The sequence below is a fragment of the Microbulbifer harenosus genome, assembly GCF_005771435.1.
GTDB lineage: Bacteria > Pseudomonadota > Gammaproteobacteria > Pseudomonadales > Cellvibrionaceae > Microbulbifer > Microbulbifer harenosus.
The window spans coordinates 82,127-100,619 of the sequence record NZ_VANI01000005.1 but is presented as its reverse complement, the minus strand read 5'-3'; the positions used below and the strand labels follow the sequence as shown (position 1 = coordinate 100,619).

Annotated in this window: 19 protein-coding genes; 16 read left to right on the top strand and 3 right to left on the bottom strand. The window is 59.4% G+C overall.

Annotated features, from left to right (window positions below; all coding sequences use genetic code 11):
* Window positions 1-359: 359 nt before the first annotated feature.
* From FDY93_RS04990 to FDY93_RS04945, 10 genes are all read left to right on the top strand, one after another.
* Window positions 360-1,700, top strand: a complete 1,341-nt coding sequence (locus FDY93_RS04990) for a Na(+)-translocating NADH-quinone reductase subunit A (protein ID WP_138234652.1) — start codon at window positions 360-362, stop codon at window positions 1,698-1,700.
* A 2-nt stretch (window positions 1,701-1,702) separates the two neighbouring features.
* Window positions 1,703-2,914: an NADH:ubiquinone reductase (Na(+)-transporting) subunit B gene (locus FDY93_RS04985; protein ID WP_138234651.1), complete on the top strand. Its 1,212-nt coding sequence runs from the start codon at window positions 1,703-1,705 to the stop codon at window positions 2,912-2,914.
* Window positions 2,907-3,689: a Na(+)-translocating NADH-quinone reductase subunit C gene (locus tag FDY93_RS04980; protein ID WP_138234650.1), complete on the top strand. Its 783-nt coding sequence runs from the start codon at window positions 2,907-2,909 to the stop codon at window positions 3,687-3,689. The genes FDY93_RS04985 and FDY93_RS04980 overlap by 8 nt, the downstream gene beginning before the upstream one ends.
* Before the next feature lie 7 nt (window positions 3,690-3,696).
* The gene (locus FDY93_RS04975) at window positions 3,697-4,365 is read left to right on the top strand and encodes an NADH:ubiquinone reductase (Na(+)-transporting) subunit D (RefSeq protein WP_138234804.1); all 669 of its coding nucleotides are present in this window, start codon (window positions 3,697-3,699) and stop codon (window positions 4,363-4,365) included.
* 3 nt (window positions 4,366-4,368) lie between these two features.
* The gene (gene nqrE / locus FDY93_RS04970) at window positions 4,369-4,977 is read left to right on the top strand and encodes an NADH:ubiquinone reductase (Na(+)-transporting) subunit E (RefSeq protein ID WP_138234649.1); all 609 of its coding nucleotides are present in this window, start codon (window positions 4,369-4,371) and stop codon (window positions 4,975-4,977) included.
* Between the two features lie 27 nt (window positions 4,978-5,004).
* Entirely contained in the window at window positions 5,005-6,222 is a 1,218-nt protein-coding gene (gene nqrF, locus FDY93_RS04965) for an NADH:ubiquinone reductase (Na(+)-transporting) subunit F (RefSeq protein ID WP_371808098.1), read from the top strand.
* A 6-nt stretch (window positions 6,223-6,228) separates the two neighbouring features.
* A complete protein-coding gene (locus FDY93_RS04960; protein ID WP_138234647.1) occupies window positions 6,229-7,317 on the top strand; it encodes an FAD:protein FMN transferase in 1,089 nt (362 codons plus the stop codon).
* Window positions 7,318-7,319: 2 nt separating this feature from the next.
* Complete coding sequence (gene nqrM / locus FDY93_RS04955) at window positions 7,320-7,586, top strand: (Na+)-NQR maturation NqrM (protein ID WP_138234646.1); 267 nt, start codon at window positions 7,320-7,322, stop codon at window positions 7,584-7,586.
* Window positions 7,587-7,723: 137 nt separating this feature from the next.
* Window positions 7,724-9,121, top strand: coding sequence for a Si-specific NAD(P)(+) transhydrogenase (sthA, locus tag FDY93_RS04950; protein WP_138234645.1), 1,398 nt, complete (start codon window positions 7,724-7,726; stop codon window positions 9,119-9,121).
* Entirely contained in the window at window positions 9,118-9,585 is a 468-nt protein-coding gene (locus FDY93_RS04945; RefSeq protein ID WP_138234644.1) for a thioesterase family protein, read from the top strand. Before sthA ends, FDY93_RS04945 begins: the two co-directional genes overlap by 4 nt.
* A 92-nt stretch (window positions 9,586-9,677) precedes the next feature.
* On the opposite strand, the gene FDY93_RS04940 is transcribed toward FDY93_RS04945, so the two are convergent.
* Both FDY93_RS04940 and FDY93_RS04935 read right to left on the bottom strand, forming a co-directional pair.
* Window positions 9,678-10,034 (bottom strand): hypothetical protein, encoded by a 357-nt coding sequence (locus FDY93_RS04940; RefSeq protein ID WP_138234643.1) that lies wholly within the window; start codon window positions 10,032-10,034, stop codon window positions 9,678-9,680.
* A 46-nt stretch (window positions 10,035-10,080) separates the two neighbouring features.
* Window positions 10,081-10,380: a hypothetical protein gene (locus FDY93_RS04935; RefSeq protein ID WP_138234642.1), complete on the bottom strand. Its 300-nt coding sequence runs from the start codon at window positions 10,378-10,380 to the stop codon at window positions 10,081-10,083.
* 190 nt (window positions 10,381-10,570) lie between these two features.
* Between FDY93_RS04935 and FDY93_RS04930 the strand changes: the two genes are divergently transcribed.
* The 4 genes from FDY93_RS04930 to FDY93_RS04915 all read left to right on the top strand — a co-directional run bounded on the left by FDY93_RS04930 (window position 10,571) and on the right by FDY93_RS04915 (window position 15,729).
* On the top strand, window positions 10,571-12,202 hold the full coding sequence (locus tag FDY93_RS04930) for an alpha/beta hydrolase (protein ID WP_138234641.1): 1,632 nt from the start codon (window positions 10,571-10,573) through the stop codon (window positions 12,200-12,202).
* An 85-nt stretch (window positions 12,203-12,287) separates the two neighbouring features.
* Window positions 12,288-13,529 carry a lipoprotein-releasing ABC transporter permease subunit gene (locus FDY93_RS04925; RefSeq protein WP_138234640.1) on the top strand — a complete coding sequence of 414 codons (1,242 nt, stop codon included), beginning with the start codon at window positions 12,288-12,290 and terminating at the stop codon, window positions 13,527-13,529.
* 189 nt (window positions 13,530-13,718) lie between these two features.
* On the top strand, window positions 13,719-14,468 hold the full coding sequence (lolD, locus tag FDY93_RS04920) for a lipoprotein-releasing ABC transporter ATP-binding protein LolD (protein WP_138234639.1): 750 nt from the start codon (window positions 13,719-13,721) through the stop codon (window positions 14,466-14,468).
* Window positions 14,461-15,729, top strand: a complete 1,269-nt coding sequence (locus tag FDY93_RS04915; RefSeq protein ID WP_138234638.1) for a lipoprotein-releasing ABC transporter permease subunit — start codon at window positions 14,461-14,463, stop codon at window positions 15,727-15,729. The genes lolD and FDY93_RS04915 overlap by 8 nt, the downstream gene beginning before the upstream one ends.
* Before the next feature lie 178 nt (window positions 15,730-15,907).
* On the opposite strand, the gene FDY93_RS04910 is transcribed toward FDY93_RS04915, so the two are convergent.
* Entirely contained in the window at window positions 15,908-16,444 is a 537-nt protein-coding gene (locus FDY93_RS04910) for a DUF2062 domain-containing protein (protein ID WP_138234637.1), read from the bottom strand.
* Window positions 16,445-16,867: 423 nt separating this feature from the next.
* On the opposite strand from FDY93_RS04910, the gene FDY93_RS04905 reads away from it, so the two are divergent.
* Window positions 16,868-17,578 (top strand): GntR family transcriptional regulator, encoded by a 711-nt coding sequence (locus FDY93_RS04905; RefSeq protein WP_246068465.1) that lies wholly within the window; start codon window positions 16,868-16,870, stop codon window positions 17,576-17,578.
* A 34-nt stretch (window positions 17,579-17,612) separates the two neighbouring features.
* Complete coding sequence (gene prpB / locus FDY93_RS04900) at window positions 17,613-18,491, top strand: methylisocitrate lyase (RefSeq protein WP_138234636.1); 879 nt, start codon at window positions 17,613-17,615, stop codon at window positions 18,489-18,491.
* Window positions 18,492-18,493 lie beyond the last annotated feature (2 nt).

The window sequence follows — 18,493 nt, the reverse complement described above, 5'->3', positions numbered from 1 at the left end:
AGTCTTTGTTTTTTCAGCAAAACTTTCCTCATCCTGAGCCCATTTGGCCCCATCTGCTCTGGTAAACCCCCGGTCCCATCCTTATAATGCGCGCGATTTTGCGGGGCTGTCGTGTGCCGGGAAATTGATACGCAAAGACTGCGGGTTGCCGAGGCAACATCGGGGTCATTTGCGCCCCGGGGCAGAATGCATCTTCTTTAATACCAGTGGTGCTATGCCGTAGTGGCTATTTTTTGACCGCTACTCTCCGGTGTGCCGCGACCATTAAGCCCCCGCTATGGGTTCCTCTTTTCCATTTTTAGCGTTTTACAGACCTAGAAATTTTTAAACCTACCAACTTAGAACTTAGGCATAGGCGTATGAGAAAGATCCGTCGGGGATTGGATTTACCCATATCCGGCGCGCCCGAGCAGGTCATCCATGATGGCCCGGCTGCCAAGACTGTTGCAGTGATCGGTCCCGACTACAACGGGATGAAACCGACCATGGCAGTCTCGGAAGGGGATAGCGTCAAACTCGGACAGCTGCTGTTCACCGATAAGAAAACCGAAGGTGTTCGCTACACCGCACCGGCCGCCGGTCGTGTGATTGCCATTCATCGCGGTGTCCGTCGGATTCTGCAATCCGTGGTGATCGAGGTGGAGGGCGATGAGGCCGAACAGTTCGCGAGCTACAGTGCTGACCAGCTGGCCAGCCTGACCGCGGAGCAGGTTCGTGTGAATCTGGTGGAATCCGGTCTGTGGACCGCTCTGCGCACCCGTCCTTATAGTAAGGTGCCGGCGCTCAATGCCCAGCCGTCTGCGATTTTCATCAACGCCATGGATACCAATCCGCTGGCGGCTGATCCCGTGGTGGTCATCGCTGAACAGCGCGAGGCCTTTGCCCAGGGTGTTGAGATCCTTTCCAAGCTGGCAGAGAAGACCTTTGTCTGTACGGCGCCCGACGCCGACATCCCAGTGCCGAGCTCAGCTTCTGTGCGCCGCGAAACCTTTGCGGGCCCGCATCCGGCCGGCCTTTCCGGTACCCATATCCATTTCCTGCACCCGGTCAAACCCGGCCGTCAGGTGTGGACTATCGGCTACCAGGACGTGATTGCCGTCGGCAAACTGTTCGAAACTGGCAAGCTGTACACCGACCGTGTGGTCGCTCTCGGCGGCCCGAAAGTCGAGAAGCCGCGCCTGCTGCGCACCCGTCTGGGCGCAGACCTGACAGCGCTGACCGCCGGTGAAACCGATGGCGGTGACAACCGTGTGGTCTCCGGTTCCGTGTTCGGCGGCCGCACTGCGTCCGGTCCGCTGGCCTACCTCGGCCGCTACCATAACCAGGTGACCGTGCTGGAGGAGGGCCGCGAGCGTCCGTTCCTTCACTACATGCGTGCGGGCAACAAGCGTTTCTCGATCCTGCCGATCTACCTGTCGCGCCTGTTCAAGAACCGTCTGTTCGACTTCACCACCAGCACCAATGGTTCCGAGCGCGCGCTGATGCCAATCGGCACCTATGAGCGCGTAGTACCCCTGGATATCCTGCCGACCCAGCTGCTGCGTGCACTGATCGTTGGCGACACCCAGGTGGCTCAGCAACTGGGTGTACTGGAGCTGGACGAAGAAGATCTGGCGCTGTGCACCTTTGTGTGCCCGGGCAAGTACGATTTCGGCCCCATTTTGCGGGACAACCTGACCCGTATTGAGAAGGAGGGTTAAGGATGCTGCGCAAACTACTCGACTCCATGGAGCCGCACTTCCACAAGGGCGGCAAATACGAAAAGTTCTACGCACTGTATGAAGCGATCGACACCGGTCTGTTCCAGCCCGCCGATCGCACCAAGGCGACCGCACACGTGCGCGACGGTATCGACCTGAAGCGCATCATGATCACCGTGTGGGCCTGTGCCATGATCCCGATGTTCTACGGCATGTGGAACGTGGGCTTCCAGGCCAACACCATTATCGCCGGCATGGCCAATCCGGAACTGACCGGCTGGCGCCACGCGATCATCGGTGCACTGTCTGGTTACGACGCCAACAGCCTGTGGGACAACCTGGTCCACGGGGCCATGTACTTCCTGCCGATTTACGCCGTGACCTTTGTGGTCGGCGGTATCTGGGAAGTGCTGTTCGCTGCTGTGCGCGGCCATGAAGTGAACGAAGGTTTCTTCGTGACTTCCATCCTGTTCGCGCTGACCTGTCCGCCAGATCTGCCTCTGTGGATGGTGGCCATGGGTATCAGCTTCGGTGTGGTGATCGGCAAGGAAGTGTTCGGTGGTACCGGCAAAAACTTCCTCAACCCGGCGCTTACCGGCCGCGCCTTCCTGTTCTTTGCCTACCCGGCCGCCATGTCCGGTGACGCGGTATGGACCGCGGTTGACGGTTACACCGGCGCAACCGCGCTGTCTGTACTGGCCAGCGAAGGCATCCAGAACGGCGTTGTTGGTGTGCCCTCCGGTCAACTGACCTGGATGGACGCATTCGTCGGCAAGATGCACGGTTCCATTGGTGAAACTTCCACCCTGGCCATGTTGATCGCCGGTGCGATCCTGCTGTTCATGAAGATCGCCAGCTGGCGCATTGTTGCCGGCACCATGCTCGGCATGATGGCAACTGCATTCATGTTCAACATGATCGGCTCCGACACCAACCCGATGTTCAATGTGCCCTGGTACTGGCACCTGGTGGTGGGCGGTTTCGCCTTCGGTCTCATCTTCATGACCACCGACCCGGTATCCGCCGCCATGACCGACACCGGTCGCTGGTGGTACGGCATTCTCATTGGCGTGATGTGCGTGTTGATCCGTGTGGTAAACCCGGCATTCCCGGAAGGCATGATGCTGGCGATTCTGTTCGCCAACCTGTTCGCGCCGCTGTTTGACCACTTCGTTGTGCAGTCCCATATCAAGCGGAGGTTGGCACGTGGCTAATAAAGATTCTGTAAAAGGTACTCTGCTGGTCGCACTGGTGCTATGTATCGTCTGTTCCGTGGTGGTCTCCACCGCGGCCGTGGTACTCAAGCCCAAGCAGGAAGCGAATGCGGCACTGGACAGAAAACGCAACGTACTGATGGCCGGTGGCCTGATCGACGCCGATCAGCGCAACGCCAAAGCGATCGAAGAAGCGTTCGAAGCGGTGACGATCAAGTATGTTGATCTGAGCACCGGCAAATTCACCGATGAAGCGCCGGCGGGTGGCAGTGGCCGCGCCGCGGCGAAGATCCCCGACGCCAGCGGTAAGCTGCCGGCGGAAGAGGATACCGCTCGCATCATCCGCCGGGAAAACACCAAAGAGGTGTACCTGGTGGAGAAGAATGGTGAGTTGCAGCGCATCATCCTGCCGGTTCGCGGTTCCGGTCTGTGGGGCCAGATGTATGGCTTCCTCGCTCTGGAGAACGATCTGAAAACCGTAGCCGGTCTCGGTTTCTACGAGCACAAGGAAACCCCCGGACTGGGTGGCGAAGTAGACAACCCGCGCTGGAAAGCCCAGTGGGAAGGCAAGCAGGTATTCAACGCTGAAGGCGATGTGGATATCCATGTAATCAAGGGCAGTGTCGATCCGAGCGGCGCCAATGCGGTGCACCAGGTTGACGGTCTGTCCGGCGCTACCCTGACCAGCCGCGGCGTCAACAACCTGATCAATTTCTGGCTCGGCAGCCAGGGATTTGGTCCCTTCCTGAAAAACCTGAAAGCAGGGGAGGCGTGAGATGAGCATGAAGTTGAAAGACACTCTGCTGGAGCCGATTTTCAACAATAACCCCATCGCGTTGCAGATCCTCGGTATCTGCTCCGCGCTGGCGGTCACCAGCTCCCTGGCAGTAACCCTGGTCATGTGTATCGCGCTGACCACCGTGACTGCGTTTTCGAACATGTCGGTCTCTCTGATCCGCAAGCAGATTCCCAACAGCATCCGGATCATCGTACAGATGACAGTGATCGCCTCGCTGGTAATCGTGGTGGACCAGATCCTGAAGGCCTATGCGTTTGATATTTCCAAGCAGCTGTCGGTATTCGTTGGTCTGATCATCACCAACTGTATCGTGATGGGCCGCGCGGAAGCGTTCGCCATGAAGCACGGTCCCAAAGACAGCTTCCTCGATGGTATCGGCAATGGTCTGGGTTACAGTTTTATCCTGATCTGTCTGGCCGTTATTCGTGAACTGTTCGGTGCGGGCAAACTGTTCGGCCTGGAGATCCTGAACACCGTGAACAACGGTGGCTGGTATGTCCCCAACGGCCTGCTGCTGCTGCCGCCGAGTGCCTTCTTCCTGATCGGTCTGATCATCTGGGCTATCCGTACCTGGAAGCCGGGTCAGGTGGAGGAGCAAGAGTTCACCATTGCGCCCAATTCCAAAATGCCTGTGGCGCAACAGGAGGCCTGATAGATGGAACATTTTATTTCTCTGATCATTCGCGCCGTTTTCATTGAAAACATGGCGCTGGCCTTCTTCCTCGGGATGTGTACTTTCCTCGCGGTTTCCAAGAAGGTTGAAGCGGCGGTTGGCCTCGGTGTAGCGGTGGTTGTGGTTCTGACCATCACCGTGCCGGTGAACAACCTGATTTACACCTACCTGCTGAAAGACGGCGCGCTGGCCTGGGCCGGCTATCCGGACGTGGACCTGAGCTTCCTCGGCCTGCTGTCTTACATTGGCGTTATCGCGGCCCTGGTACAGATCCTGGAAATGTTCCTGGATAAGTATGTGCCGGCGCTCTACAACGCGCTGGGTGTGTTCCTGCCGCTGATCACCGTGAACTGCGCCATCATGGGTGCGTCTCTGTTCATGGTGGAGCGCGAATACAATTTTGGTGAATCTGTCGCCTACGGCTTCGGTGCCGGTCTCGGCTGGGCGCTGGCGATCACCGCTCTGGCGGGTATCCGCGAGCGTCTGAAGTACAGCGACGTGCCGAACGGTCTGAAAGGCCTGGGCATCACCTTCATCACCGTTGGTCTCATGTCGCTGGGCTTCATGTCCTTCGGCGGCATCGATATCTAAGCGGGGAGGTCGAATAGTATGGAATTAATGGACATTTATTTTGGCGTTGGCATGTTCACCGTCATCGTGCTCGCGCTGGTAGCCATCATCCTGGTTGCCCGTTCGCGCCTGGTGAACACCGGTGACGTCAACATCCTGGTTAACGGTGAGAAAACCCTCACCGTGCCGGCCGGCGGCAAGCTTCTGCAAACCCTGGCGGCCAACAACCTGTTCCTGGCTTCTGCCTGTGGCGGCGGCGGCAGCTGCGCGCAGTGCGTGTGTAAAGTGCTCGAAGGTGGTGGCGATATGCTGCCCACCGAGGCTGCGCACTTCACCCCGCGTGAAGCCAAGCAGGGCAAGCGTCTGTCCTGTCAGGTTTCCGTCAAGCAGGACATGAAGATCGAAGTGCCGGAAGAGGTGTTCGGTGTGAAGCAGTGGGAATGCACTGTGGAATCCAACCCCAACGTGGCTACGTTCATCAAAGAGCTGACTCTGAAACTGCCGGAAGGCGAGAACGTGGACTTCCGCGCGGGCGGTTACGTCCAGCTGGAAGCGCCGCCCCACCACGTGAAATTCTCCGACTTCGATATCCAGCCGGAATATCGCGGTGACTGGGAACACTTCGGCTTCTTCAAGCTGGAGTCCAAGGTGACCGAGCCGGTAGTGCGCGCCTATTCCATGGCCAACTACCCGGAAGAGAAGGGCGTGGTTAAGTTCAATATCCGTATCGCCACACCGCCGCCGCGCACCGAGGGTATTCCCCCGGGCCAGATGTCTTCCTATGTCTTCAACCTGAAGCCGGGCGACAAAATGCGCGTGTACGGTCCCTTCGGTGAATTCTTCGCCAAGGATACCGACAACGAAATGGTCTTCATCGGTGGTGGTGCCGGTATGGCGCCGATGCGCTCGCACATTTTCGACCAGCTGAAGCGTCTGCACAGCAAGCGCAAGATCAGCTTCTGGTACGGTGCGCGCTCTCTGCGTGAGATGTTCTACGAGGACGACTACAACGGTCTTCAGGAAGAGTTCGATAACTTCCAGTGGCACATCGCGCTGTCTGATCCGCAGCCGGAAGACAACTGGACCGGATACACCGGCTTCATCCACAACGTGGTGTACGAAAACTATCTGAAGGACCACCCGGCGCCGGAAGACTGTGAGTACTACATGTGTGGGCCGCCCATGATGAACGCGGCGGTGATCAATATGCTGAAGAACCTCGGCGTAGAGGATGAAAACATCCTGCTCGACGACTTCGGTGGCTGATCGCGCATGAATGGAATTGCTTACGCTTCCACAAAAACAGGGCCGCTGTATTCGGCCCTGTTTTTGTTTGTGGCTTCCGGGTTTAACCGCGCTCTGCGGGTTATCTTTATCCTCGCTCTGGTGGTTCTGGCATCCTGTGCGCCGGAGAAAACCACCTGGAAACTGTCTGGTCCCACCATGGGCACCGCTTACCACATCACGGTAACGGATGTGCCGCGGACCGTGATCAGGGCCGAATTGCAATCCGCGATCGACGCAGAGCTGGCGGCGGTCAACCAGGAGATGTCTACCTACATTCCCGATTCGGAGCTGATGCGTTTTAACGACGCACCGGTGGGAGCGGCAGTGGAGGTTTCCGCTCATCTCGCGGATGTCATCGCGCGCTCGCTGGATATCTACCGCCGCAGTGGCGGCGCCTTTGACGTTACCGTCGGTCCGCTGGTCAACCTGTGGGGTTTCGGCCCACTGCCAGAACCAGAAAAAATTCCCGCAGACAGCGATATTGAAGCGCTGAAGCAAGTGATCGGCTCCGATGCACTGCTGCTCGATGGTCGACACCTCAGTAAAACCCGGCCGGTCAAGGTTGATTTGTCCGCGATTGCCAAGGGGCATGGCGTCGACCGTGTGGCCGACCTGCTGGAAGCCAGGGGAATTGCCAATTACCTGGTGGAAGTGGGCGGTGAACTGCGTACGGCGGGTGTTAACCCCAGGGGAGCGGTCTGGCGTGTTGGTATCGAGCGGCCCAGCGCGGGGCAGGTGGTACAGGAACCGATTCAGGTAACCGGCAAAGGCATTGCCACTTCCGGCGACTACCGCAATTATTACGAGCGCGACGGCAAGCGCTACGCGCACACCATCGACCCGCGCACTGGCCGCCCGGTGGAGCACAGGCTCGCATCGGTCACCGTCATTGCCGATACCTGCGCCGAGGCCGATGGCTTCGCCACCGCGCTGAATGTGATGGGTGCCGAGGCGGCGTTAACATTAGCGGAAGAACAGCAGCTCGCGGTTTTTCTGCTGGTAAAAACCGATACCGGGTTTGAAGAGCGCGCCAGCAGTGCGTTCCAGCCCTATCTTGAACGTCAGGGGAGGTAACCGTGACTATTTATATTCTTGCGTTCATTGCGATGATACTTATCGTGGCAGGCATGGCCCTCGGCGCGATAGTCCAGAACAAGCCGCTCAAGGGTTCCTGCGGCGGCCTGAACAAAATCGGCATGAAGAAAGACTGCGACATCTGCGGTGGTGACGATCAGGAGTGTGAGAAGGAGCAGGAGCGCCAGCGCCAGGCCGCACTGGCGAAGGAGGCTGCGGGCAGCGATCTTGCCTACGATGCGAGCAAGAGCAGCCGCAAAGAATCCTGAGAAAGTATCTCTGGGCACCGCCGGGCGCCGCCAGGCGCACGCAGTACTCTTTTACAAGTGCCCTTTTGAGTAGTGAGCGCGCTGTTGGTGGCACCGCGCCTTGTTGAATTACCGATAAAAGAAAAGACAGAAGATAAATGGCAAACTCCAAGTACGACCTGGTAGTAATCGGCTCGGGCCCCGCGGGGGAGGCTGCAGCCATGAGCGCGGCCAAGAAAGGCCTGCGTGTCGCGGTGATTGAGCGCAGCCCTTCAGTGGGCGGGAACTGCACCCACAAGGGCACCATTCCCTCCAAGGCTCTGCGCCACTCGGTAAAGCAGCTAATGCGCTACAACACACAGCCCGTGTTTCGCGCTTTGGGCGAGCCGCGCCGCCTGACGTTTCCGGAAGTCATGCAAACCGTCAATAAGGTGATTTCCTACCAGGTGGAAATGCACACCAGTTTCTACGCGCGCAATCGCGTGGATCTTGTCGTTGGTGATGCCCAGTTCAAAGACGCCAACAACGTTGTGGTGCAGCTGGCAGACGGCGCGCGTGAAATCATAAGCGCGGAAAAATTTGTTATCGCCACTGGCTCGCGTCCATACCGCCCGGCGGATGTGGATTTCAACCACCCGCGGGTCTACGACAGCGACACCATTCTGGATATGGCGCACACGCCGCAGTCCATCATCATCTACGGTGCCGGTGTTATCGGCTGCGAGTACGCGTCCATTTTTGCCGCCCTCGGTATGAAGGTGGACCTGATCAACAGCCGCAACCACCTGCTGGAATTTCTCGACGACGAGATTTCCGATGCCCTCAGCTACCATCTGCGGGATATGGGCGTGACCGTACGTCATAGAGAGGAGTACGCCAAGGTAACCGGCACAAATCGCGGTGTGACCATGGAGATGCAATCCGGCAAGCGGATTTCCGCGGACGCGCTGCTCTGGTGTAACGGCCGCTCTGGTAACACCGGCTCCCTCGGCCTGGAACATGTCGGTCTTGAAGCCAACCATCGCGGCCAGTTGGCGGTGGACGATCACTACTGCACTGCGGTGGAAAATATTTTTGCCGTGGGCGATGTCATCGGCTGGCCAAGCCTCGCCAGCGCTTCCTATGACCAGGGGCGCGCTGCCGCAGATGCCATTGCCGGGCGCGACCACCGTGTTATTGAGGACGCGCCGACGGGTATTTATACCCTCCCGGAAATTTCCTCCGTGGGTAAAACGGAAAGCGAACTCACCAATGCCAAGGTGCCTTACGAAGTGGGCCGTGCACTGTTCAAACACACCGCGCGCGCGCAGATTTCCGGCGAGCGTGTAGGTATGCTGAAAATTCTGTTCCACATCGAAACCCGTGAAATTCTCGGCATCCACTGTTTTGGTGCGGAAGCGGCGGAGATTGTGCATATCGGTCAGGCGATCATGAAACAGCCGGCGCCGAATAACCGAATAGATTATTTCGTCAATACCACGTTCAACTATCCCACCATGGCCGAGGCCTATCGCAGTGCCGCCCTGGATGGCCTCAATCGGGTAACCCGACTGTGACGGAACCTTCGTATAGCGAATTTTTCCAGTTGATCGAGGGCGTCTTTGAAGGCGTACCCTTTGTGCGCGAAATCGGCCTCAAGCTGCACGAGGTCGATTTCGAACAGCAGACGCTGTCCGCCAAGTTTGTGCGCAAGCCACAGCTGATCGGCAATCATTTCCACAATATTCTCCACGGTGGCGTGATCGCCACCGCGCTGGACCAGGTCGGCGGTTTCACCGCGATGGTCGCGGCCTACCAGCGTATGGGTGGCGCGATTGACTGGGAAGAAAAAATCCAGCGCCTCACCCGTCTGGGTACGGTGGATATGCGAGTAGATTATTTAAAGCCCGGGCGGGGCGAGAGTTTTGTCTGTGGCGGCTCTGTGCTGAGGGTAGGGAACAAGCTGGTGGTGACGCGCATGGAGCTGCACAACGATGCAGACGAGCTGATCGCTACCGGCACCGCGACCTATCTCTACTGACACGGAACATCAATAATGCGCTCCCGCTGAAATGCGTTCTGCGAAGTAGCCCACCAGGCGGTGGGCGTATTGGTGGTCAGATACTGACTGGATTACATCCCGTCGGGGACCGACTTCATTTCCTCACAGGCGGCGGCGCGTTCGGCGCTGCTCATGTTTTTCCATCGCTCTTCCAGCAGGCGTTCACCTTCGGCAAAGGCTTTGTCGAAGGCCTCTTCCGTCATGGCGAGATTGGCGGAGTTCTTGCGCTGTTCCGCTTTCATCTTTTCAAGCTGCTCTTCCGTGTAACCGCCACATTTTTTGGCTGCGACATGCATTTGACCGCCCAGTTTGGCCAGTTTTTCACCCATGCCGCCCATTGGGTCGACTGGTGTCTGGGCGAATACGGCGCCCCCGGTCAGCAGCAGGCAGCAAAATGAAATTGTTTGAAACGCGCGAACAGTGGTCATGACTTCATCCCTGAGAGGTTACTGAAAAGTGGTTTCCGGCCCGGGCTCAGCCCTGGTGTTTGGCGACGGTGTGCAGAACCCGGTCGTTCTCGAAGTAAACATAGAAAGCGCCGTACTCCCAGCGTGAAATTGCGGGCACTCCGACCGGGCCCTGGATGTTGAGAGGCTCGCCCAGTTCCTGGGTCACCTGATCCTGCTTCTTGCCGCGCAGATGGGTTGCCTCGGCGACTTGCCCCTGGCTGCCAACGGGCACTTCGATCGTTTCAGCCTGAGCGACTGAGGCGGAAATAGCGATGCCGACGAGGCCGGCCAATGTGAGGTTGCGCAGGATGGAGGTTGAGAACATGTGGGCTCTCCCATTGATTTATTCGTGTTGCGGGGCATTAAAGCAGATATTTTGCCGAAACACGGGGCATTCTTCACGTTTTTCCTTTCCCTGGGCCGACACAAGGCTGCGGTGCGCGGGTCGCGGCCAGTGCCGCTCGCCGGGCATGTGCTAGGCTGAAATTCGAACTTGACTCATCGGGCAGTCACGAATGCGGCTTACTCATTTCTTTTCTACAGCAGGGCTGCTGGTTGCGACGATCTTCTTCGCCCTGTCCCTGACTCCTTCGCTGATTCCTCGCGAGGGGGTGGTTCAGGGGGTTATCTCCGGCGTCTCTCTCGCGGCCGGTTACGGGGTGGGGGTATTCCTGCACTGGCTGTGGAGGTTTTTTGAGCTGCCATCCGCCGGGGCGCGGGCCAGCCGTATCCTGCGCTGGGTCACCGGGAGCTTCTGTGCCTTGCTGGCGGTGCTGTTTCTGTGGAATGCCGCCAATTGGCAGAACACCGTGCGCTCGCTGATGGGGCTGGAAGATGCACCCGGGGTGCGCCCGTTCACGGTCGCCGTAGTGGCACTTCTGGTGTTTCTGGTACTTGTCGCCATCGCCAAGCTGTTCCGGCGCCTCTATTATTTCCTGTCGAGCAAGCTGGAGCGGCGCGCGCCTCGCCGCATCTCAATGGTGCTGGGTCTGATTGCCGCCATTGTTCTGTTCTGGTCGGCGTTTAACGATGTCATTCTCACCGCGGCGTTAAAGCGCGTGGACCGAATTTATCAGCAGCTCGATGCCCGCATAGCGCCGGACATGCCCGAACCTACCGACCCGATGACACCGGGCAGCGCAAAGTCCCTGGTCCGTTGGGAGGATATGGGCCATCAGGGGCGACGCTATATCGCGCTCGGCCCCAAAGCCGGCGACATCGCGGAAGTGACCGGCAGCGCAAAAGACCCGATACGCGTGTATGTCGGGTTGAATGCCGCGGAAACACCGACGGAGCGTGCAGAGCTGGCGCTGAAAGAATTGCTGCGTGTGGGAGGTTTCGAACGCCCCTATCTGATCCTGATTACACCGACGGGCACCGGATGGGTAGATCCAGGCGCTATCAACTCCATTGAATATCTATTGCGTGGCGATGTTGCCAGCGTTGCCGCGCAGTACTCGTATCTGCCGAGCCCGATCGCGCTGATGACCGAGGACGCGTATGGTCGCGAGACCGCCCAGGCGCTATTTCGTACTGTTTACGGCCACTGGAGCGGGTTGCCGCACGACACCAGGCCCAGACTGTACCTGTTCGGGCTGAGCCTTGGCGCGCTCAACTCCGATCGCTCCTTTGATTTCTACGACATCATCAACGACCCATTTCACGGCGCTCTGTGGGTCGGCCCACCATTCCGCAGCGACACCTGGCGCGAGGTTACCGCAGACCGGGATCCGGGCTCGCCGGCCTGGCTGCCCGAGTTCCGCGATGGCGCCGTGGTGCGCTTCGGCAACCACTTTGGTGGCTACGAGAAGGGCAGTGCGGCGTGGGGGAATTTCCGTCTCGCCTACCTGCAACACGGCAGTGACCCGATCGTGTTCTTCGAGCCGGAGGCGGCCTACCGGATGCCGGCGTGGATGAAAGCGCCGCGCGCCCCGGATGTATCGCCGGACCTGCAGTGGTATCCCATTGTCACCATGCTGCAACTGGCAATGGACATGCACGCTGGGATTGCGCCAATGGGCTTTGGCCACAGTTATGCACCGGCGGATTACGTGCACGCCTGGCACCAACTGGTGGCACCTCCGGGGTGGGACGAGGCAAAGCTCAAGTTGTTGAATGAAAAGCTGCTCAAATGGAATCCGCGTTGACCGTTGTGGTCGAATGCAGCAGTTTGTGCCGGCAGTGCACGTAAATACTTGGATTTCTTGGCGTTTTTCCGCTTAAATCAGCCCCATGATAAAACCAGTTCCCCTCTACATCGGCCTGCGCTACGTGGCCGCCCGCCGACGGCAGCAATTCATTTCCTTTATTAATGGCTTCTCTCTGCTGGGTATGGCGCTGGGCGTTTTGGCGTTGATCGTGGTCACTTCGGTGATGAACGGTTTCGATCGCGAACTGAAGACCCGCATCCTGTCCGTGGTGCCGCACGGCTTTGTGGAGAAAAAAGAGGGCCTCGAGGATTGGCCTGCCGTCGCGGGCAGCCTGCGCGAGCAACCCCATGTACTCGCCGCGAGCCCCTTTGTGCGCGGTTTTGCACTGCTCGGTGCCAACAATCAATCCCAGGGTGTGGAGTTCCAGGGGGTTGATCCAGTGGCCCTGCGGGAAGTGTCGGCCGTGGGTGAACATATGCTGATGGGCAGCCTCGACGGGCTGGAACCGCGCAGTTACCACATCGTCCTCGGACGTATTCTCGCCCGCCAGCTGGGCGTTATCCCCGGTGACAGCGTGATTCTCACCCTGCCGGAAGTGACCATAACGCCTGCCGGCATCTTTCCCCGCACCAAGCGTTTTACCGTGGCCGGGGTATTTTCCGTGGGCGCGCAGGTGGACCAGAACATGGCGCTTATGCACCTGGACGACGCCGCGCGCCTGCTGCGCATGCCCGACAAGGTGCAGGGGCTGCAGCTCAAGTTTGACGATATGAACAACGCCCTCGGCGTTGTCGAAGGTTATGCCGCTTCGCTGGGAGAGGGATTTACCGGCGAGGATTGGAGCCACTCCCAGGGCAGCCTGTTCCAGGCGGTGAAAATGGAGAAAACTGTCGTCACCTTAATGCTGATGATCATTGTGGCGGTGGCGGCGTTCAATATTGTGTCCGCGCTGGTGCTGATGGTGGCGGACAAGCGCTCGGACATCGCCGTGCTGCGCACTCTCGGGCTCACTTCCCGTCAGATCATGGCGGTGTTTGTGGTGCAGGGCAGTGCGATTGGCATTATCGGCGCGGTGACTGGCGGCCTTCTCGGCACGCTGATTGCGCTGAACCTCACCGATCTGGTGTCCTGGATCGAGCATGTGGTGGGTGCAAAGATTTTTGATCCGCGGGTGTTTTTCGTCAGCTTCCTGCCGTCGGAATTCCGCGCCGCTGATGCGGTGATGGTTCTTAGCGCCGCGATCATCATGAGTCTGCTAGCGACCCTGTTCCCGGCCTGGCGCGCGGCGCAGATCGCGCCCGCCGAAGCACTGCGATACGAATAACCAACACTGTTGTAGGAGCCTGCCTGCAGGCGAACTTCCAGGCTTGGTGCCAAGCAGCCATCCCTGGAGCAGCGTCCGGCCCGGCCATCCATGGCCGGTCGCTGAAATGAACAGCGAGCAGTGCTCGCTTAACGCTCATCTCAGCCCTGCAGGCAGGCTCCTACAGGTACACAAAAACTGAACCTATATATGAACAGCCAAGTGGAAATCCATCCAGAAGAATCACGCCCACAGGCCAGTGCGGAAGTGGTGCTCGCCTGCCACGGCCTCACCAAAACCTACCGCCAGGGCGCCAACGAACTGCAGGTGCTGCGCGGTGTTGAACTGCAGGTGCCGAAGGGCGAGCGCCTCGCCATTGTCGGCGCCTCCGGCTCCGGCAAATCCACCCTCTTGAACCTGCTCGGCGGGCTGGACACGCCGAGCACCGGCGAGGTGTGGGTGGGCGGCCAGAACCTCGCGTCGCTCAATGCCAACGAGCGCGGCTGGCTGCGCAACAGCAGCCTCGGGTTTGTGTACCAGTTTCACCATCTGCTGAACGAATTCACCGCGCTGGAAAACGTCGCCATGCCGCTGCTGATCGGCAAGCGCTCGGTGGCGGAGTCCCGCGCCCAGGCGCGGGAAATGCTGGAGGCCGTCGGCCTTGGCCAGCGTCTGGACCACAAACCGGCGCAACTGTCCGGCGGTGAGCGTCAGCGCGTTGCCATTGCCCGCGCACTGGTGGCGCGGCCCGCCTGTGTGCTGATGGACGAACCCACCGGCAACCTGGATCGGGCCACCGCAAAAGAGATTCACAAGCTTATGGACCGTCTCAACGACGAAACCGGCATCAGCTTCGTTATCGTCACCCACGACCCGGACCTCGCCGGTGCGCTGGATCGCTGTCTGCACCTGGTCGATGGGCAACTGGTGGAAGGCTGGCAGCAGGGCGATCATGTTTAGGCCGCTTCCCGCCTTTATCGGCCTGCGCTATGCCGGCGCCCAGCGAGGAGGCAACGACTCGGCTGGCCTGGTGTCGTTTATCTCCGGGCTCTCCATGATCGGCCTGATCCTGGGTGTGGCGCTGATGATTGTGGTGATGTCGGTGATGAACGGGTTCGACCGCGAACTGCGCGAGCGCATTCTCGGCATCATGCCCCACGCCACGGTCTACAACGCCAGCCCGGAAATCGACTGGACTGCAGTGCGCAATCAGGTGGCGGCAATGGACGGTGTCACCGCGGCGGCGGAGGTCTGGCAGGTCAATGGCCTTGCCCGCAACGGTCTCGAAGTTTCCCCGCTACTGGTGCAGGGCGTGAATCCCGAGACCATCGTCAACGTATCGAGCATCGGCGAATTCCTGCAGCCCGGCAGCTTTGCCGCGCTCACCAATGATCCCGCGGAACCCGGCATCATTCTGGGCAAAGGCATCGCCGACAAGCTGGAAATCGCGGTAGGTGAACAGCTCTCCATCATCGTTCCCCAGAGTGGCAATTCGGAATCCGGCGGCCGCGCGGCGGCGCAGCTGGCGGGCTTCCGGGTGGTGGATATATTCCACTCCGGCACCGCGCTGGATCACTCGCTGGCACTGGTGGACTGGGCGCAGGCCCAGACACTGGCCGGCGGTGCCGGTGGCGCCGGGGTGCAAATGCGGATGAAGGACATGCTGCGCTCGTTCGCAGTGTTCCAGAACCTGCTGCGCCAGTTGCCGGCGGAAGGCTACTACGGCAATGACTGGACCGGCACCCACGGCAATCTGTACCAGGCGATCCAGATGTCGCGCAATCTGGTCAGTCTGCTGGTGTTTCTGATCATCGCCATCGCCGCGTTCAACGTTGTGTCGACGCTGGTGATGGTCGTGATCGACAAACACGGCGACATCGCCATCCTGCGCACCATGGGTGCGAGCACCCGCGAAATCCTACTGACCTTTGTGAGCCAGGGGGCATTGGTGGGGCTGGTGGGGGTTCTCGTGGGCGGATTACTCGGAGTCATCGGCTCGCTGCTGGTCACCGATGCGGTGGCTGGGCTTGAATCCCTGTTTGGCATCCAGTTCCTTAAGTCTGACGTCTATCCGGTGGATTATCTGCCGTCGGAACTGCAGTGGGGGGATGTGGCGCTGGTGGTGGGGGCAGGGTTCCTGCTGAGCCTGATTGCCACCCTGTACCCGGCGCTACAAGCCAGCCGCGTGCAACCGGCGGCAGCCCTGCGCCAGGATTTCTGACCTTCGTCATGCCGGACTTGATCCGGCATCCAGTACAGCGGCTTCGATCTACCTCCGCTCTGGATCCCGGGTCAGGCCCGGGATGACAGGGGCCGTCATGCCGGACTTGATCCGGCATCCAGTGACATACTGTCCGGCAACTTCTGGGTGGGCCCCGGGTCGGGCCCGGGATGACAGCTTAATTGCCCTGATCGAGCTGTGCCTTGCGCAGCTCCAGCCGTGTCTTCCACCGTTTCACCACATGCCAGCGCCAGATCCCCTGCATTGCAAAATAGGCGACGGCGGCAAAGAAAATGCCGCAGATCAGCGATCCAAAAAACAGCGGCAGCCAGATTCGCCCAACCTCATCCCGCAACCACTCCCACGAAAGCTCGATCTCGAAGGGCTCCGGTGGTGCACCCAGAATCCACGCCCCCAGCTTGTAGGTGCTATAGAAAATCGCCGGCATGGTGACTGGGTTGGTAATCCACACCAGGGCCACCGACAGCGGCAGGTTGCAGCGGAACCAGAGTGCGAGCAGGGCGGCGATCAGCATCTGGCCGGGCAGGGGAAGGAAGCTGGTGAAGATACCCACGGCAAAGGCCACAGATACGGAATGCCGATTCAGGTGGAAGAGGTTAGGGTCGTGCAGCAGATTGCCGAGAAACCGCAGATTGTTATTGGCTCTTACTTGTTCGGGAGTCGGCAGCCAGCGCCTGATAATACTCTTAGGCATGATTTGAATCTGCTTGATACTCTCGACGTGTCATTTTCGATACGGATGGCCAGCGGCGCCAGCGGCGACGGCTATCCATAAGGATAGAGTGGCCAGGCGTGTTTATCCGCACCCGGGTCAGCGCGGGCGCTATTATGCCCATATCACTATTTCAAGACTACCATTCCGCTCCGTTGCGTTCTTTTTTGGTCGAACTTTGCAATTCGCAGGCCACAGCACAGAACTTGTGGGCTGCGCAGGGCGCGCACTGCAGCATGACCGTCCCGTCTTATTTTTCCCCGTACCCCGGCGGCTCCAATCTATCGCGCCGTATAGCCTAAATTTCCCAATGTGTTGACAAAAAATACGGTTGACGGCAAAAAACTGGCAAATTAAGCTGGCTAAACCTAAAAATTGTCGACAATGTTGAGCAGGCTCACGACCGTGCAATCCGAAACCGCAATCAACACCACGGAAGCGGAGGTACCCAAAGGTACCCGCGGCTCCCAGAGTCTGGCTGACCGTCTTTTCCTCACCCTGCGCCGTGAAATTGTCGAAGGGCACATGGCCGCTGGCAGCAAGATCAGCGAACCGGAACTGGCGCGCCGCTTCGATGCCAGCCGCGGCAGCCTGCGCGAGGCTTTGATGCGTCTGGAATCCCTCGGCCTGTTGGAACGCCGGGTCAATGTCGGCGCCCGCGTGGTGGACCTCACCGAACGCGGCCTGCTGGAACTCTACGACGTGCGCGAAGCCCTCGAAGGCATGGCCTGCCGGCTCGCCGCGCAGAACCGCACGGAAGAAGACGTGGTAGAGCTGCGCCAGATGCTCGCCCGCCACGAACAACAGGAAGAACTCCAGGCCGGCACCGCCTATTACCAGCCGGAAGGGGATTTCGACTTCCACTTCCGCATCGTACAGGCCTCCAACAACGACCTGCTGATCGACACCCTTTGCAACCGGCTCTACTACCGCGTGCGCATGTACCGCTATCAACTTGGCATGGCCAGCCCGCGCGCGCACCGCGCTTTTCGCGAGCACAGCCACATCATCGATGCCATCGAATCCGGCGATGGAGAACTGGCGGAAATCCTCATGCGGCGCCACATCCGCGCGTCCCGCAGCAATATTGAGAACAAACTGTCCAAGCAAAATTAACTAGCCAAGCAGAATTGATGAGAGAAGACAGCTTATGAGCAGACCAGAATCCGCCGGCGCACGCTTCCGTCTGGCACTGAAAGAAAACCAGCCGCTGCAGGTCGTCGGCACCATCAACGCCTATACCGCCATCATGGCCGAGCGCATCGGCCATCAGGCCATCTATCTCTCCGGCGCCGGCGTGGCCAACGCTTCCTACGGCCTGCCGGACCTCGGCATGACCAGTCTCGACAACGTGCTGGAAGACGTGCGCCGTATTACCGCCGCTTCCAGCCTGCCGCTAATGGTGGATATCGACACCGGCTGGGGCGGTGCCTTCAACATCGCGCGCACCATCAAAGAAATGATCCGCGCCGGCGCTGCCGCCGTGCACATCGAAGACCAGGTCGCGCAGAAGCGCTGCGGCCACCGCCCGAACAAAGAAATCGTCTCCAAAGAGGAAATGGTCGACCGCATCAAGGCCGCGGTAGACGCACGCACCGACGATGACTTCTTCATCATGGCCCGCACCGACGCTTTCGCCCAGGAAGGGCTCGAAGCCGCCATCGAACGCGCCCAGGCCTGCATCGAAGCCGGCGCCGATGGCATCTTCGCCGAAGCCGTGACCGAGCTGGAACACTACCGCGCCTTTAAAGACGCTTTGAACGTACCGATCCTCGCCAACATCACCGAGTTCGGCAAAACCAGGCTGTACAACAAGGCCGAACTCGCGGAATCCGGCGCCGATGTGGTGCTGTATCCGCTGTCCGCGTTCCGCGCCATGAACAAGGCTGCGGAAAACGTCTATACCAGCATTCTGGCCAACGGCGACCAGCAGGCAGTAGTAGACACCATGCAGACCCGCGCCGAACTGTACGACTACCTGAACTACCACGAGTTTGAAGACAAGCTCGATGCACTCTTCAAAAAGTAACG

Excerpts from the sequence above, each read along its gene's own strand:
- FDY93_RS04990 (WP_138234652.1), top strand. The coding sequence starts at position 360 with ATGAGAAAGATCCGTCGGGGATTGGATTTACCCATATCCGGCGCGCCC.
- FDY93_RS04985 (WP_138234651.1), top strand. The coding sequence starts at position 1,703 with ATGCTGCGCAAACTACTCGACTCCATGGAGCCGCACTTCCACAAGGGC.
- FDY93_RS04975 (WP_138234804.1), top strand. The coding sequence starts at position 3,697 with ATGAAGTTGAAAGACACTCTGCTGGAGCCGATTTTCAACAATAACCCC.
- nqrE (WP_138234649.1), top strand. The coding sequence starts at position 4,369 with ATGGAACATTTTATTTCTCTGATCATTCGCGCCGTTTTCATTGAAAAC.
- nqrF (WP_371808098.1), top strand. The coding sequence starts at position 5,005 with ATGGACATTTATTTTGGCGTTGGCATGTTCACCGTCATCGTGCTCGCG.
- FDY93_RS04960 (WP_138234647.1), top strand. The coding sequence starts at position 6,229 with ATGAATGGAATTGCTTACGCTTCCACAAAAACAGGGCCGCTGTATTCG.
- sthA (WP_138234645.1), top strand. The coding sequence starts at position 7,724 with ATGGCAAACTCCAAGTACGACCTGGTAGTAATCGGCTCGGGCCCCGCG.
- FDY93_RS04940 (WP_138234643.1), bottom strand. The coding sequence starts at position 10,034 with ATGACCACTGTTCGCGCGTTTCAAACAATTTCATTTTGCTGCCTGCTG.
- FDY93_RS04935 (WP_138234642.1), bottom strand. The coding sequence starts at position 10,380 with ATGTTCTCAACCTCCATCCTGCGCAACCTCACATTGGCCGGCCTCGTC.
- FDY93_RS04930 (WP_138234641.1), top strand. The coding sequence starts at position 10,571 with ATGCGGCTTACTCATTTCTTTTCTACAGCAGGGCTGCTGGTTGCGACG.
- FDY93_RS04925 (WP_138234640.1), top strand. The coding sequence starts at position 12,288 with ATGATAAAACCAGTTCCCCTCTACATCGGCCTGCGCTACGTGGCCGCC.
- lolD (WP_138234639.1), top strand. The coding sequence starts at position 13,719 with ATGAACAGCCAAGTGGAAATCCATCCAGAAGAATCACGCCCACAGGCC.
- FDY93_RS04915 (WP_138234638.1), top strand. The coding sequence starts at position 14,461 with ATGTTTAGGCCGCTTCCCGCCTTTATCGGCCTGCGCTATGCCGGCGCC.
- FDY93_RS04910 (WP_138234637.1), bottom strand. The coding sequence starts at position 16,444 with ATGCCTAAGAGTATTATCAGGCGCTGGCTGCCGACTCCCGAACAAGTA.
- prpB (WP_138234636.1), top strand. The coding sequence starts at position 17,613 with ATGAGCAGACCAGAATCCGCCGGCGCACGCTTCCGTCTGGCACTGAAA.